Origin of the sequence: Variovorax sp. dw_954 (assembly GCF_018449755.1) — a bacterium.
GTDB lineage: Bacteria > Pseudomonadota > Gammaproteobacteria > Burkholderiales > Burkholderiaceae_C > Variovorax.
This window is the reverse complement of sequence record NZ_JAAVVD010000001.1, coordinates 468,479-483,979: the sequence shown is the minus strand read 5'-3', so window position 1 is coordinate 483,979 and position 15,501 is coordinate 468,479. Positions and strand designations below refer to the sequence as shown.

Below are 15,501 nucleotides of genomic sequence, written 5' to 3'. Positions count from 1 at the left end.
GGCCTCCCTCATGGGGCGGACAGCGCGGCCTGCAGTTCCGCGCGGGTGGGCGGGTCGCATCCTTCGCGGGTGCAGTTGAGCGCGGCAGCGGTGGCGGCGAAACGCAGCACTTCGCCCCAGGCATCGTCGGCCAATGCGTCGAGTTGCGCCGCGTGCTCGACGCCTTGCTCCAGCAGCGCCACCGAGATGCCGGCGGCGAAGGTGTCGCCCGCGCCGATGGTGTCGGCCACCGTGATCCTGGGCGGCTTCACCTCCACCGGCGCATGGCCTGCGCGGTACACGCCGGCGCTGTCGCCGCCCCGGGTGACGACCACGGCGCGCGGCCCCTGCCCGCCGGCTGCGTGCGGCGCGAGGAACATCGCGGCCGCCTCGGCCAGGCTCTTGCCCGGCGCAAGGTAGGCCGCGTCTTCGTCGCTGAACTTGAGCACGTCGCTGGCGGCCAGCCAACGCGGCTGCTTCGCGCGGTAGGCGTCCATGTCGGGGATCAGGCTGGGCCGCACGTTCGGGTCGAACAGCACGATGCGCTGGCCGCGCTGCGCTTCGACGAGTTCGGTGATGCGCGTGGCGGCAGGCTCGGTGAGGATGGAGATGCCGCCGAAGTGCAGGAAGCGGCAACTGTCGGGCAGTGCGGGCAATTCCGGCGGCGCCCACAGCGTGTCGGCGGTGCCCTTGGTGTAGAAGGCGTAGTGATTGGTGGTCGGCGTGCGCGCGACGAAAGCCAGCGTCGACGGCGCCGCGCTGCGCAGCACGAATTGCGTGTCGACGCCGTTGCCTTGCAGATGCTGCAGCAGGCGCTCGCCGAACATGTCGGTCGAGAGCTGCGTGATGAAGCCGGTCGGCTGGCCCAGCCGCGCGGCGGCGATGGCGCTGTTGGTCAGCGCGCCGCCTTCGTGGCCCTCGAAGCTCAGGCCCGAACTGCAAGTGAAGTCGATCAGGGCCTCGCCGGCCAGTGCGATTCGCATAGTGTCAGGTTGCCTTCGTTGTCGCCGCCACAAATGCCTGGACCCGGACACCGGCGCGGCGCACGGCGTCAACCAGCCGAGTATCACCGGCCAGCGGTCCCCACAGCGCGGTGTCGGAACAGAAGGCCGCCACCGGGTCGGCGGCCTCGCAGATCGCATGGCCCACGGCCGGGTCCATGACCTGGTCCTGGTAGGTGTACGGGATTTCGCCGCGGTGCCAGCGCTGCAGGAAAGCCAGGAACAGCGCCGGCAGCATCGCGACGCTGTCGATGCTTTCGTCGCGGGCCAGGCGCTCGCGCACGGTGGGCGCGATGAAGCCGGGGATCTTCGAGAAGCCGTCCATTGCCACGCGCTGGTTGGTGTCGCGGATCGACGGGTTTCCGAAGCGGTCGAGCACCACGTCGCGGTACGCGGGCAGGTCGACCGGGCTCGGCGTGCCGGGGCGGCTCAGGCAGGGGATGACGTCGTCGGTGACGTAGTCGAAGGCCATCTTGCGGATCGCGGGCGTGTGCGTGCCCTCGTGGATGAACTGCAGGCCGATGAGCGTACCGGCCCACGCGATGCAACTGTGCGTGGCATTGAGCAGGCGGATCTTGGCCTCTTCGTACGGCTGCACCGATTCCACCATCTGCACGCCCACGCGCTCCCACGCCGGTCGCCGGCCACCGATGAAGTTGTCCTCGATGACCCACTGGATGAAACTTTCGCCGGTGATGGGCGCCGCGTCATCCTGGCCGGTGGCCTTCAACACGCGCTCGCGCAACTCCGGCGGGGGACGCGGCGTGATGCGGTCGACCATGGCGTTGGGACAGGTGGTGTTGATCTGCACCCAGGCTTGCAGCGAGACGTCGCCGCTGCGCTCGATGAATTCGAGCAGGCCCTTGCGGAAGCGATCGCCGTTGTGGCGCAGGTTGTCGCAATTCAGCAGCGTGACCGGGCCGCTGCCCTTGAGCTTGCGCGCGCGCAGGATGGCGCAGACGGCGCCGTAGATCGTGCTGCCCGGTTCGCCACTGCGCGCGCGTTCGATGTCCGCTGCCAGGTCGGCGAAGGACAGGTCGAGCTTGTCCTTGGCATCGAGGTAGTAGCCGGCCTCGGTGACGGTGAAGGAGATGATGCGCGTGGCCCCGTCGGCGCCCCGCTCGATCACGCTCGCCAGGTCGGCCTCGTAGGGCAGCACCTCGCGGATCGACTCGATGCGCTGGTAGCGGTACTCGCCCGCGGGCGACACGGTTTCCAGCGTGTAGGCGCCGCCTTGTGCGCGCAACGCGCCCAGCACCTCGGGCATGTCCGGCCGCAGGTTGGCGCCGGAAATCGCATAGGCCTTGTCGCCGGTGTCGCGCAGCGCCTGCACGTACACCGCCTGGTGCGCCCGGTGAAAAGAGCCGAGGCCCAGGTGGAGGATGACGGACGTGGCGTCCGGAACGGCTGCGAGCGTCATCACGCGGCGACCGCCAGGCCTTCGCGATTGAACAGGTGCAGCACTGACGGATCCAACTCAACGCCCACGTCGTCGCCGATGCGCAGCGGCGTGCGCTCGTTCTGCCGCGCGATGAGCGGGATGCCACCGACGTCGACGTGGATCAGCGTGTCGGAACCCAGCGCCTCGATCAGGTCGACCTTGCCCGGCACGCCCGCGCCGACGCCGGCATGCACTTGCAGGCCTTCGGGTCGCACGCCGAGGAAGCCGTCGCTCGGCAGCCTGCCGCCGGTGGCCGCCGAGAAGGTCGGGATGGCGGCGGCCGGCACCATGTTCATCGACGGCATGCCGATGAACTGCGCGACGAACTTGTTGACCGGATGGTCGTACAGGTCCATCGGCGTGCCGACCTGCTCGATCAGGCCGTCCTTCAGCACCACCACGCGGTCGGCCAGGGTCATGGCCTCGACCTGGTCGTGCGTCACGTAGATGCTGGTGGCGCCGAGCGCGACGTGCAGCTTGTGGATCTCCACCCGCGTGTTGCCACGCAGCGCCGCATCGAGGTTGGACAGCGGCTCGTCGAACAGGAACACCTTGGGCGCGCGAACGATGGCCCGCCCGATGGCCACGCGCTGGCGCTGGCCGCCGGACAGCTCCTTTGGCGTGCGGTCGAGGTATTGCGTGAGGTTCAGCTGCTTGGCCGCGTAGTCGACTTTCTTGCGGATCTCGTCCTTGGGCACGTTGGCCAGCTTGAGCGCGAAGGACATGTTGTCGGCCACGCTCATGTGCGGATAGAGCGCGTAGCTCTGGAACACCATCGCCAGGTCGCGCTTGCCGGACGCGAGGTTGGTGATGTCCCGGCCGTCGAGCATGAGTTGCCCGCTGCTGGTCGGCTCCAGCCCGGCGATCAGGCGCAGCAGCGTCGACTTGCCGCAGCCCGAGGGGCCGACGAAGACGATGAACTCGCCCTTGTCGATCTCGAGGTTGACGCCCTTGATGATGTGCGCGTCGCCAAAGCTCTTCTTGATGTTGCGGAGTTCGAGGTAGGCCATGTGTGTCTCTCCTTGATTTATTACTTGACGGCGCCGAAGGTCAGGCCTTGGACGAGTTGTTTCTGGCTGAACCAGCCGAACACCACGATGGGCGCGATGGCCATCAGCGAGGCGGCCGACAACTTGGCCCAGAACAGGCCCTCGGGGCTGGAGTACTGCGAGATCAGCGTGGCCAGCGTGCCCGCCTTGGCCGACACCAGGTTGAGTGCCCAGAAGGCCTCGTTCCAGCTCAGCACCAGGCACAGCAGGCCGCAGGATGCGAGACCACCGACCGACAGCGGCATCACGACGTGGCGAAACTCCGTCCAGACGCTCGCGCCGTCCATGCGTGCCGCTTCGAGGATCTCGTTGGGGATGTCCTTGTAGCTCGTGTAGAGCATCCACACCATGATCGGCAGGTTCGACAGCGTGAACACGATGATCAGCGCGGGGATCGAGTCCAGCATGCCCGCGGTCTGCGCCAGGACGTAGATCGGCACCAGCGCGCCGACGGCCGGCATCATCTTGGTCGACAGCATCCACATGAGGATGTCGCGCGTCCTCTTCGTGCGGAAGAAGGCCATCGAGTACGCAGCCGGCGCGGCGATCAGCAGACCCAGGATGGTCGAGCCCACGCTGGTGATGATCGAGTTGCGCGCATACAGCAGGTAGTCGCTGCGGCGCTGCACTTCGCTGAAGTTCTCCATCGTCGGCTCGAAGATGAAGAGCGGCGGCACGTGGATGGCCTGCAATTCGGTCTTGAACGCGGTGAGGAACAGCCAGCCCAGCGGGAAGAACAGCAGGAGCGCCGCGCCCCACGCGCCGAGGGTGCGCAGGACGGTGAACAAGGGATTGGGTTGCATGATGTGTCGCTCCCTTAGTCGAGGTTCTTGCCGATGATGCGCACGAGGAAGGCCGCCACGATGTTGGCCAGGATCACCGCGAACAGTGCACCCGCCGAAGCCACGCCCACGTCGAAGTTCATCAGCGACTGCTTGAAGATCATGTACGTCAGGTTCGTGCTCTCGTTGCCCGGCCCGCCGTTGGTGGTGATGGCGATCTCCGCGAACACGCTCAGCAAGAAGATCATCTCGATCATGATCACCACCGCCATCGGCCGGCCCAGATGGGGCACCGTGAGGTAGAAGAAGCGCTGGAACGAATTGGCGCCGTCCATGCGCGCCGCTTCCATCTGCTCGCGGTCGAGCGACTGCAGCGACGTGATGAAGATCAGGCAGGCGAAGGGCAGCCATTGCCAGGCCACCATGATGATCACGGAGAACAGCGGCAGGTCGGTCAGCCAGTCGACCGGCTCGGCGCCAAAGGCGCGCCACACGTCTGCCAGTACGCCGTAGATCGGGTTCATCATCATGTGCTTCCACAGCAGCGCGTTGACCGTGGGCATGACGAAGAAGGGCGAGATCAGCAGCACGCGAACGATGCCACGCCCCGGAAACGGCTCGTTCACCAGCAGCGCCAGCAGCACGCCGAAGATCACGGTGATGACGATCACGCTGCCGATCAGCGTCATCGTGTTGGCCACCGCCGGCCAGAAGTCGGGGTCGGTGATGAAGTAGTGGAAGTTCTCGAGGCCGGCGAAGGGGCGGTCGCCGGGTTGCATGAGGTTGTACGTCACGAAGGAGAAGTACAAGGTCATCACGAGCGGCACGATCATCCACAGGAAGAGCGTGAGCACGGCTGGCGCCATCAGCGCCCGGGGCAGGAGTCTGTTCATTCTTGGTTCCTCTCTGGCGATGGACCCCCTCTCCCGCCGGCGGGAGAAGGTTGGGGTGAGAGCTCACCCTGGCCCTCTCCCCGCGGGGGAGAGGGAAGGAAGGCTTACTTGTAGTAGCCGCCCTTTTTCATCTCGCGCTCCGCCGTCGTCTGCGCGGTCTTCAGCGCCTGGTCCACCGTGACCTTGCCCGACAGCGCCGCGCTCATCTGCTGGCCCACGGCCACGCCGATCGCCTGGAACTCCGGAATCGCCGCGTACTGCACGCCCACGTACGGCGACTTGGGCAAGGTGCTGTCGTTCGGGTTGGCCGAATCGATCGCCTTCTTCTCGGCATCGGCGAACTTCGCGACCTTCTGGAACTCGGGGTTCGCATAGGTCGACTTGCGCGTGCCGGTGGGCACCGTGTTCCAGCCGGTTTCCTTGGCGACGAGCTGGATGTATTCCTTCGACGTGGCCCACTTGATGAACTTCTGCGCCGCCTCGTCCTTGGTCGAGCTGGCGGGAATGGCCAGGTTCCACGACCACAGCCAGTTCGCGCCCTTGGGCGTGACGGCCACCGGGGCCTGCGCGTAGGCCACCTTGTCGGCGACCTTCGACTGCTTGGGGTCGGAGATGAAGGAGGCGGCGATGGTTGCATCCACCCACATCGCGCACTTGCCCTCGTTGAACAGCGCCAGGTTCTCGTTGAAGCTGTTGGCCGACGCGCCGGGCGGGCCGTTCTTCTTCATGATGTCGACGTAGAAGTTGATCGCGTCATGCCAAGGCTTGGTGTCGATCTGCGGCTGCCACTTCATGTCGAACCACTGGCCGCCGTTGGTATTGACCAAGGTCGTCAGGAAAGCCATGTTGTCGCCCCATCCCGGCTTGCCGCGCAGGCACATGCCGTAGACGCCGCCCTTCGGGTCGTTGGCTTTCTCGGCAAATTCCTTGACCTGCGCCCAGGTGGGTTGGTCCGGGATCTTGATGCCGGCCTTGTCGGCCAGGTCCTTGCGGTACATGAGCATCGAGCTTTCACCGTAGAAGGGTGCCGCGTAGAGCTTGCCTTCGTAGGAAAGGCCATTGCGGATCGCGGGCAGGATGTCGTCCACGTCGTAGGCGGCGTCGGTGGCGATCGGCTTGAGCCAGCCCTTCTTCGACCATATCGGCGCCTCGTACAGGCCGATGGTCATGACGTCGAACTGGCCGCCCTTGGTGGCGATGTCGGTGGTCACGCGCTGGCGCAGCGTGCCCTCTTCCAGCGTGACCCACTTGAGCTTGATGTCCGGATTGGCCTTCTCGAAGAAGGGCGTCAACTTCTGCATCTCGATCATGTGGCCGTTGTTGACGGTGGCGATGACGAGTTCGGTGGCAGCCTGGGCCATGCCGGCGCTGGCAAGCGCAACGACGAGGCCGGTCTGGATGAAACGCTTCATGGTGTGTCTCCTTTTGGGTTGGACGGCCCCTCACGGCCTGACCCGAATTCTGGAGACGCACTCATGCGTGCTTGGTACTTGATTTGCCGCCGCTGATACCCTGTTGCACTGATTGCCTAGTGCTATCCCTAATCGATGCAATACAGGATGTAACAAAATCCAGCAACCGGCTGTAAAAAAGGCCGCAATTGCGGCCTTTCGCGGGTTGCTTGCTATGCGTCAGACAACGATTTCCCCATGCACGTTGGGCTCGGTCGAGCCCGGCTGCACCCAGAAATAGATCAGCACGATGAATCCGATCAAGGGGATCAGCGCAATCAGTTGCAGCCATCCCGACTTGCCGACATCGTGCAGGCGGCGAGCACCGACGGCGATCGCAGGGAGCAACAAGGCCAGCCCGGCAATAGAGGAAATGACGTCGCCCAGGAACGAAGCCACGATGGCCACGATGACCTGGAAGAGGAAGAACCACCAAAACTCGGGGCGCTGCGCTCGCCCCTTGAAGTCCACGTACTTGCTGAGACAGACCTGAACCGCTTGCATGAAATTCATGAACAACTCCTCGGTGTTGGATCTCCCCTTGCCGGGCATCATATCGACGGGTTGGTGAATTTCGAAGGCAATTCAGCGCGGCCTCAGTCGCTCCATCAATCCCGCGGTGGAAGCGTCGAGACCGCTCGCATCACCCGATGCCAACCGCGGCTCGATGTCCTTTGCAAGGACCTTGCCAAGCTCCACACCCCACTGGTCGAAGCTGTTGATGCCCCACAGCGCGCCGCTGGTGAACACGCGGTGCTCGTACATCGCGAGGAAGGCGCCGAGGGCTTCCGGCGTGAGCTTCTCGAACACGAAGAAGGTGCTGGGCCGGTTGCCCGGGAAGTTCTTGTGGCCGCCCGCATCGGCCTTGCCCTGCATCAGCGCCTGCGCCTGCGCCAGTGCGTTGGCCAGCAGCTTGTCGTGATGCCCTTCGAGGTCGTGCGAGGCATCGCGCACGGCCACGAATTCGAGCGGGGTCACATCGGTGCCCTGGTGCAGCATCTGGAAGTACGCATGCTGGCCGTTGGTGCCGGGCTCGCCCCACAACACCGGCGAGGTGCCATACGGCAGCGGCTGCCCGCTGGCGTCGACCTGCTTGCCGTTGCTTTCCATTTCGAGCTGCTGCAGGTAGGCCGGCACGCGCTTCAAGGCGCTGTGATACGGCGCGATGCTGCGCGTGGTGAAGCGGTGGAAGTTGCGGTACCAGACGTCGAGCAGGCCGAGCCGCACCGGCAGGTTCCGCTCCAGCGGCGCGGTGCGGAAGTGCTCGTCCATCGCATGCGCTCCGGCCAGCAGGCGGCGGAAGCCGTCCGAGCCGATCGCCAGCGCAATCGGCAGGCCGATGGCCGACCACAGCGAATAGCGACCGCCCACCCAGTCCCAGAAGCCGAAGGTGGTGTCGATGCCGAAGGCCTTGGCCGCCTCGACGTTGGTGGTGAGTGCCGCGAAGTGCCGCGAGACGTCGAGCCGGCTGGACTGCTCGAACCAGCGCTTGGCCGAGATCGCGTTGGTCATCGTCTCGGCCGTGGTGAAGGTCTTCGACGCGATGAGGAACATCGTGTGTTCCGGCGCGAGGCCCCTGAGCACGCCAGCCAGTTCATGGCCATCGACGTTGGAGACGAAGTGGAAGTGCTTGCCCCGCGCCACGAACTCCTCCAGCGCCAGCACTGCCATCTGCGGCCCGAGGTCGGAGCCCCCGATGCCGATGTTGACCACGTCCGTGATCGTGTGGTCGGCACGCACCCGGTCGGCGAACTTCAGCATCGCGTCGAGCGTGGCGTGCACGTCGCGCAGCTTGTCGTCGGTGCTCGATGCGTCGGGCGGCGCGCGCAGCAGCGTGTGGAGCACGGCGCGGTCTTCGGTGTTGTTGATGTGCTCGCCGGCGAACATCGCGTCGCGGTGGGCCTCGAGGCCGCACTCGCGGGCCAGCGACATCAGCAGCGCCTCCGTCGGCGCGTCGATGAGGTTCTTCGACAGGTCGCCGAAGACGTACGGAGCTTCCTGGCTCAGCGCGGCGAAGCGGCCGGCGTCGCTGGCGAAGGCCTGGTGCAGATCGAGGCTGCGGCCCTTCTCGTCGTAGTGCGCCCGCAGCTTGGCCCAGGACGGCGCCTTGTCGCACCGGGTCTTGTTGCTCATGCGGCCTCCATGAGCTTTTCGAGCTTGACCGCATCGGCGGCGAATGCGCGGATGCCCTCGGCCAGTTTCTCGGTGGCCATCGCGTCTTCGTTGAGCGCGTAACGGAAGCTCGCTTCGTCGTAGCTGCGCTTGGGCAGGTCGAGCGCCTGGGCCGCCTTGGCATCGAGCGCGTGCTTCAGCGGCGCCTCGCTCGCGGCCAGTTCGGCCAGCAGTTCGGGGCTGATGGTGAGCAGGTCGCAGCCCGCCAGCGCGGCGATCTGGCCGGTGTTGCGGAAGCTCGCGCCCATCACCTCGGTCTGGATGCCATTGCGCTTGTAGTAGTTGAAGATCTCGGTCACCGAATTCACGCCGGGGTCGTTGGCGCCGGCGTTGGCGGCTTCGTCCCACTTGGCGCCGGCCGACTTCTTGTACCAGTCGTAGATGCGGCCGACGAAGGGCGAGATCAGCTTCACGCCGGCCTCGCCGCAGGCCACCGCCTGCGCGAAGGAGAACAGCAGCGTCAGGTTGGTGTGGATGCCCTTCTGCTCCAGCGCCTTCGCGGCCTGGATACCTTCCCAGGTCGAGGCCACCTTGACGAGCAGCCGCTTGCTGGTGTCGATGCCTTCGGCACGGTACATCGCGACGATGCGCTCGGCGCGCGCGATGGTGGCGGCGGTGTCGAAGGAGATGCGCGCATCGACCTCGGTGGACACGCGGCCCGGGATCAGCGTCAGGATCTCCGTGCCGAAGCGCACCAGCAGGCGGTCGATGACCTCGTCGATCGGCTTGCCGGCGTGCTTCTTGACCGCTTCGTCGAGCAGTGGCCGGTACTCCGGCTTCTGCACCGCCTTGAGGATCAACGACGGGTTGGTCGTCGCGTCCTGCGGCTTGCTGGCGCTGAGTTGCTTGAAATCACCGGAGTCTGCGACCACGGTGGTCCATTGGCGGAGGGCATCGAGTTGGTTCATCGGATCATTATGAAACCTCCGTATGCACTCGGCATGTACGTTCATGCCCGCGCCCTGCGCTTTCTGGGCCCATCGCGGCACCCGATCCGGCCCGCATGCCGACAAGGGCTGTGGTCCATCGCTGACGGCCCTTCTGGCGCAGGAGCGCAACATGGCAGCTTCGACTTCCGAGGAGCCACCCATGTCCTACCGTTCCGCGCGCCGCCGGGCATCCCCGCCCGCAACCTTCGATGACCAGTACACCAGTTCATCCATCGGCACGCTGGCTGCCGCGTTCTGCGTGGGCGGCGCCCTGACCCTGTACGCGTTCAACCAGGCGCGCAATGCGCGGATCGGTGCACCGGCGGGGCCCGCCGACGGCGCGCCGCTGATGCGTGCGCCGTTGCAGGTGGTCGCCCCGGTGGACCTGATCCGCTACGCCGGCCTCTGGCATGAGCAGGCCCGCCTGCCCAACCGTTTCGAGAAGGATTGCGACGGCCCGGTCACTGCGGAATATTCGCTGCGCGACGATGGCACCGTCGAGGTTCGCAATCGCTGCGAAATGGCCGATGGCACGGTCGACGAAGCGATCGGCACCGCGCGTGTCGTGCCGGTCGCCGGACAGCCCGGCGCCGGGCGTCTTGAAGTGCGCTTCGCTCCCGAATGGCTGTCGTGGCTGCCGATGGTCTGGGGCGACTACTGGATCCTCAAGCTCGACCGCGACTACCGGGTCGCGCTGGTCGGCACGCCGAACCGGGACTTCCTCTGGGTGCTGTCGCGCGTGCCGCAACTGGATTCGGCAACGATCGAGGCCGAACTCGAATACGCCCGCACGCTCGGCTTCGACGTGGACAAGGTGGTGCGGACCGGGCGCGCGCTGCCTGCGCTGGAGACCACGCCGGCTTGACGCTGCGGGCCAGCCCCGGATGCGGTAACGGGGTCGTTGATTAACATGTCAAAACAGTTGTTGTAGCGTGCTGCCGGCGCGGGGATGCTCGCGTCATGAACAGCACCGCTTCCCCAACCGCCTCCACGCTCTCGGCCGGCCCCTTGGCCGGCGTTCGCATCCTCGACATGGCCACGGTCATCGCCGCGCCGTTCTCCGCCACGCTGTGCGCGGACCTCGGCGCCGACGTCTTGAAGCTGGAACTGCCCGATGGCAGCGACGCGCTGCGAGGCCTTGCGCCCGTGAAGGACGAGCACGCCCTGCACTGGAAGGTGACCAACCGAGGCAAGCGCGGTATCTCGCTCGACGTGCGCAAGCCCCGGGGACGCGAACTGTTGCTGCGCCTGCTGCCGCGCTTCGATGTGCTGGTCGAGAACTTCCGCACCGGCACGCTGGACCGCTGGGGTCTGGACATGGAAACGCTGCACGCGGCGAACCCGCGGCTCACCGTGCTGCGCCTCACCGGCTTCGGGCAAACGGGACCCTACGCCGGGCGGCCAGGCTTCGCGCGGATCTTCGAGGCGATGAGCGGCTTTGCGCATCTCACGGGCGAGCCCGATGGCAGCCCGCAGCACATGAACTACCCGGTCGGCGATGCGGTCGCGGGGCTGTTCGGCGCCTTCGCGATCGCGTCTGCCATGGTGGAGATGCGGCAGCACCCCGAGCGGGCCGGGCGCGAGATCGACCTGTCCGCGACCGAGGCCCTGATGCGCGTGCTGGAGACGCTGGCGGTCGAGTTCGAGCAGCTCGGCCAGGTGCGGCAGCGCGCGGGTTCGCGGGCCACGTACACGGCGCCGTCCAACATGTACAAGTCCGCGGACGGCATCTGGGTGACGGTGGTGGGTTCCTCCGACGTCATCTTCCGCCGCATCTGCGAGGCCATGGGCCGCCCCGGACTGCCGGCGGATCCGCGCTTCGCCACCAACCCGGCGCGCGTCAGGAACCTCGACGAGATCGACGGGCTGGTCGCGGCCTGGTGCGGCACGCAGGGCTTCGACGCGCTCTCGGCCGCGCTGCAGCGGCACGAGGTGCCGTTCAGCAAGGTCTACGGCATCGACGACGTGCTGGCCGACCCGCACTTCCAGGCGCGCGGCGCCATCATCCGGCTGCCGGACGAGCAACTGGGCAGCGTGCCGGCGCCGTGCATCGTGCCGCGCTTCTCGGGCTTTGCGGGCGAGCCGCCACGGACGGGGCCTGCGGTAGGCCAGCACAACCACGCGGTGTTCGCCGAACTGGGAGTGAGCGAAATCGAGTTGCGCGCGCTGGAGGCCGAAGGCGTCATTTGAATCTTCGTCGTGTCGCGCGCGAGCCGCGCTGCAGGCCGCTGCAACACGCACTTGTTTAATTTGACGAAACAAGCACTCGACCCTTGCGCGCATCTCCCTAGACTGCGCCCACCCCACGCGCTTACGCCGTGGCAACAACAGGAGACAACCAGTGATACGTGACCCCCAAGGCTTCGAGACCTTCCTCGCCGGCCTGCGCCGCTTTTGCCGCGAACGCCTGATGCCGCGCGAAGCCGAGGTGGCCCGCAACGACGAAGTGCCGGTCGACCTGGTGGCCGCGATGGCCGCGCAGGGCCTGTTCGGCTTCTCGATTCCCGAGGCCTACGGCGGCGCCGGCATGACGACCGAGGAGCTGGTGCGCGCGGCGATGGAACTGTCGCAGTGCTCGGTGGCGTTTCGCGCACGCGTGGGCACCAACACCGGCATCGGCTCCGAGGCCCTGGTGGTCGACGGCAACGAGGAACAGAAGCGGCGCTACCTTCCGACCATGGCGTCGGGCGAGCTCACCGGCTGCTTCGCCCTCACCGAGCCCGGCGCCGGGTCGGATGCGGTGGCGCTCCAGTCCACCGCCGTGCGCGACGGTGACGACTACGTCCTCAACGGCACCAAGTGCTTCATCACCAACGCGCCCATCGCCGGGCTCTTCACCGTGATGGCGCGCACGGACAAGTCGAAGCCCGGCGCCTCCGGCGTGACGGCCTTCCTGGTCGAGCGCGCCACGCCGGGACTGAGCACCGGCGCGCCCTACGCCAAGATGGGACAGGCCGGCTCGCCAGTGTCGGAGGTGCACTTCGACAACTGCCGCGTGCCCGCCAGCCAGCGCATCGGCGCCGAGGGCGAAGGATTCAAGGTCGCGATGCGGGTGCTCAACAAGCAGCGCATCCATCTTGCAGCGCTGTGCATCGGGCCGGCCATCCGCATGCTGGACGACGCGGTCACGCACACCGCCAAACGCGAGCAATTCGGCCAGCCCGTGGGCGCCTTCCAGCTGGTGCAGGCGCTGGTGGCGGACTGCCAGACCGAGATCCACGCCGCGCGCGCACTGGTGCTGGAGACCGCCCGCAAGCGCGACCAGGGACTGGACGTGACGATGGAGGCCTCGATCTGCAAGTACTTCGCCTCGGAGATGTGCGGCCGCGTGGCCGACCGCTGCGTGCAGATGCTGGGCGGCTATGGCTTCATCGCCGACAACAGCATCGAACGCTTCTACCGCGATGTGCGCCTGTTCCGCCTGTACGAGGGGACCAGCCAGATCCATCAACTCAACATCGCGCGGCGCACGTACGCCGCCGCCGGTCATGAAATCAGGTAACCCCCCGAAACGCCCAGAGCGCCCCGGGCGGCCACCGGAGCCTTGCTCGCCCTGGCTTCGTGGGGCACTGGCCATGCGTCGGATCCACCCGCAAAGCAACCTGAATAGACAAGCATCCTGAACAGAAAGAGACAAGCCAAATGCAACGCAGAAGCCTCATCGCCGCCGCCATCGGCGCAACATTCCTCGCATCCTCCGGCCTAGCGCTGGCGCAAGACGCCTACCCCAGCAAGCCGATCAAGATCATCGTCGGCTTCGCGCCGGGCGGCTCGGCCGACATCGCGGCGCGGCTGATGGCCGAGAAGCTCGGCGCCGAGCTCAAGCAGCCCATCATCGTGGACAACCGCGCCGGCGCGGCCGGCAACATCGGCGCCGAGGCCGTGGCGCGCGCCGCGCCCGACGGCTACACCTTGCTGCTGGCCGCGGCTGCGCAGATCGTCATCAACCCGGCGCTCTACCGGAAGATGACCTTCGACCCCGTCAAGGACCTGGCGCCGATCTCGCTGGTGCAGAACGAACACAACCTGATGGTGGTCACGCCCACCATCGGCGTGAAGAACCTCGCCGAATTCATCGCCTATGCCAAGGCCAACCCCGACAAGGTGACCTTCGCCTCACCCGGCAACGGCTCGCCCGCGCACCTGGCCGGCGAACTCATGAACCAGATGGCGGGCCTGAAGATGGTGCATGTGCCCTACAAGGGCACCGCCCCCGCCATCACCGACCTGCTGGGCGGCAACGTGACGATGGCGATCGACAACATGCCGCCCTACCTGCCGCAGGTGAAGGCCGGCAAGCTGCGCGCGTTGGCCGTGGCGAGCGAACGCCGCGCCGCCGCCGCGCCCGACATCCCGACCGTCTCCGAAGCCGGCCTGCCGGGCTACGTCGTGACAGCCTGGAAGGGCCTGATGGCGCCGGCCGGCACGCCGCGCCCGATCATCGACAAGCTGCATGCCGCGGTGGTGAAGGTGCTGGCCATGCCCGACGTGCAGAAACGCATGATCGACATGGGCGCCGAGCCCGCCGGCAACACACCCGAGCAGTTCGCCCAGTTCATCCAGGCCGAGACGAAGAAGTGGGGCGCGCTGGTCAAGTCCACCGGCACTGTCCTGGAATGACGCCGGGCGCCAATCCCTTTGCGCTGACCGGGCGCATGGTCGAGCTGCGCGATCGGGTGCGCGACTTCGTCGAGCGCGAGTGCATCCCACGCGAAAGCCCCGCGCTCGCGCACGATGTCGACGCGCTGGATGAAGTGATGCGCACGCTGCGCCCCCTGGCCCGCAACGCCGGCATCTACGCGCCGCAGTTGCCGGCGGAGCTGGGCGGCCTCGGCCTCTCCTGGCGCGAGCGTGCCGTGATGCTGGAGGAAGCGGGCCGCAGCTTCCTGGCGCCGGGTGCGATGAACTGCGCGCCGCCCGACCAGCCCAACATGATCAACCTGGTCCAGCACGGCACGCCGGCGCAGAAGGCCAGGTACCTCGCACCGCTGATCCGCGGCGACATGCGCTCCTGCTTCGCCATGACCGAGCCAGCACCCGGCGCGGGTTCCGACCCGTCGATGTTGCGCACGACTGCGCGGCGGCGCGCGGGCGGCGGCTGGGTCATCGATGGCCACAAGTGGTTCATCAGCGGCGCGGTGGGGGCGGCCTTTGCCATCGTGCTGGCCCAGACCGACGAAGGCGCCACCACCTTCATCGTGGACACCGACAACCCCGGCTACCGGCTGGTCCGCAACATCCCGGGCCTGGGCGGCTTCCAGATCGGCGGGCATGGGGAAATCCGGCTCGACAACTGCGAAGTCGGCGACGACGCGGTGCTGGGCGAGGTGGGCCAGGGCCTGGTCTATGCGCAGCAGCGCCTGGAGCCGGCCCGCCTGTCCCACTGCATGCGCTTCATCGGCCGCGCCTCGCGCGCCATGAGCATCGCGCAGGACTACGTCAACGCGCGCAGCTCCTTCGGCGAGCGCCTGGCCGACCAGCAGCAGGTCCAGGCGATGGTGGCCGATTCGCACATCGACCTGCATGCCTGCCGCCTCATGACGTGGCACACGGCCGCCCTCATGGACGCGGGCGAATCGGTCAAGCATGAATCGGCGATGACCAAGGTCTTCGTGTCCGAGGCCGTGTTTCGCGTGGCCGACCGCGCCGCCCAGATGATGGGTGCGCTGGGCATGTCGGAAGACACGCCGGTGGCGCTGATCTTCAACGAACTGCGGCCCTTCCGCATCTACGACGGTGCCACCGAGCTGCACCGCGCCACACTGGCGCGGCGCATCTTGAAGGGCAACCTGCGCGCCTGAACA

14 protein-coding genes are annotated in these 15,501 nt (G+C 66.9%); 5 read left to right on the top strand and 9 right to left on the bottom strand.

Annotation, left to right across the window (positions count from 1 at the left end):
• Positions 1-8: 8 nt before the first annotated feature.
• From HB681_RS02145 to tal, 9 genes are all read right to left on the bottom strand, one after another.
• On the bottom strand, positions 9-962 hold the full coding sequence (locus HB681_RS02145; RefSeq protein ID WP_213953092.1) for a carbohydrate kinase: 954 nt from the start codon (positions 960-962) through the stop codon (positions 9-11).
• A gap of 4 nt (positions 963-966) precedes the next feature.
• Entirely contained in the window at positions 967-2,400 is a 1,434-nt protein-coding gene (gene dalD / locus HB681_RS02140; protein ID WP_213953091.1) for a D-arabinitol 4-dehydrogenase, read from the bottom strand.
• Positions 2,400-3,431 carry a sn-glycerol-3-phosphate ABC transporter ATP-binding protein UgpC gene (gene ugpC / locus HB681_RS02135; RefSeq protein ID WP_213953090.1) on the bottom strand — a complete coding sequence of 344 codons (1,032 nt, stop codon included), beginning with the start codon at positions 3,429-3,431 and terminating at the stop codon, positions 2,400-2,402. Before ugpC ends, dalD begins: the two co-directional genes overlap by 1 nt.
• 20 nt (positions 3,432-3,451) lie before the next feature.
• Entirely contained in the window at positions 3,452-4,273 is an 822-nt protein-coding gene (locus HB681_RS02130; RefSeq protein WP_213953089.1) for a carbohydrate ABC transporter permease, read from the bottom strand.
• Positions 4,274-4,287: 14 nt separating this feature from the next.
• Positions 4,288-5,145, bottom strand: a complete 858-nt coding sequence (locus HB681_RS02125; RefSeq protein WP_213953088.1) for a sugar ABC transporter permease — start codon at positions 5,143-5,145, stop codon at positions 4,288-4,290.
• Positions 5,146-5,249: 104 nt separating this feature from the next.
• Positions 5,250-6,557, bottom strand: a complete 1,308-nt coding sequence (locus HB681_RS02120) for a sugar ABC transporter substrate-binding protein (RefSeq protein WP_213953087.1) — start codon at positions 6,555-6,557, stop codon at positions 5,250-5,252.
• A gap of 219 nt (positions 6,558-6,776) precedes the next feature.
• Complete coding sequence (locus HB681_RS02115) at positions 6,777-7,109, bottom strand: DUF805 domain-containing protein (protein ID WP_213953086.1); 333 nt, start codon at positions 7,107-7,109, stop codon at positions 6,777-6,779.
• A gap of 72 nt (positions 7,110-7,181) precedes the next feature.
• Positions 7,182-8,729 carry a glucose-6-phosphate isomerase gene (pgi, locus tag HB681_RS02110; protein ID WP_213953085.1) on the bottom strand — a complete coding sequence of 516 codons (1,548 nt, stop codon included), beginning with the start codon at positions 8,727-8,729 and terminating at the stop codon, positions 7,182-7,184.
• Complete coding sequence (gene tal, locus HB681_RS02105) at positions 8,726-9,676, bottom strand: transaldolase (RefSeq protein WP_213953084.1); 951 nt, start codon at positions 9,674-9,676, stop codon at positions 8,726-8,728. Before tal ends, pgi begins: the two co-directional genes overlap by 4 nt.
• A 181-nt stretch (positions 9,677-9,857) precedes the next feature.
• On the opposite strand from tal, the gene HB681_RS02100 reads away from it, so the two are divergent.
• From HB681_RS02100 to HB681_RS02080, 5 genes are all read left to right on the top strand, one after another.
• Positions 9,858-10,562: a lipocalin family protein gene (locus tag HB681_RS02100; RefSeq protein WP_213953083.1), complete on the top strand. Its 705-nt coding sequence runs from the start codon at positions 9,858-9,860 to the stop codon at positions 10,560-10,562.
• 95 nt (positions 10,563-10,657) lie between these two features.
• On the top strand, positions 10,658-11,887 hold the full coding sequence (locus HB681_RS02095) for a CaiB/BaiF CoA-transferase family protein (protein WP_213953082.1): 1,230 nt from the start codon (positions 10,658-10,660) through the stop codon (positions 11,885-11,887).
• Between the two features lie 151 nt (positions 11,888-12,038).
• Entirely contained in the window at positions 12,039-13,199 is a 1,161-nt protein-coding gene (locus tag HB681_RS02090; RefSeq protein WP_213953081.1) for an acyl-CoA dehydrogenase family protein, read from the top strand.
• 140 nt (positions 13,200-13,339) lie between these two features.
• Complete coding sequence (locus HB681_RS02085) at positions 13,340-14,317, top strand: tripartite tricarboxylate transporter substrate binding protein (protein ID WP_213953080.1); 978 nt, start codon at positions 13,340-13,342, stop codon at positions 14,315-14,317.
• Positions 14,314-15,498 carry an acyl-CoA dehydrogenase family protein gene (locus tag HB681_RS02080; RefSeq protein WP_213953079.1) on the top strand — a complete coding sequence of 395 codons (1,185 nt, stop codon included), beginning with the start codon at positions 14,314-14,316 and terminating at the stop codon, positions 15,496-15,498. The genes HB681_RS02085 and HB681_RS02080 overlap by 4 nt, the downstream gene beginning before the upstream one ends.
• Positions 15,499-15,501: the final 3 nt, after the last annotated feature.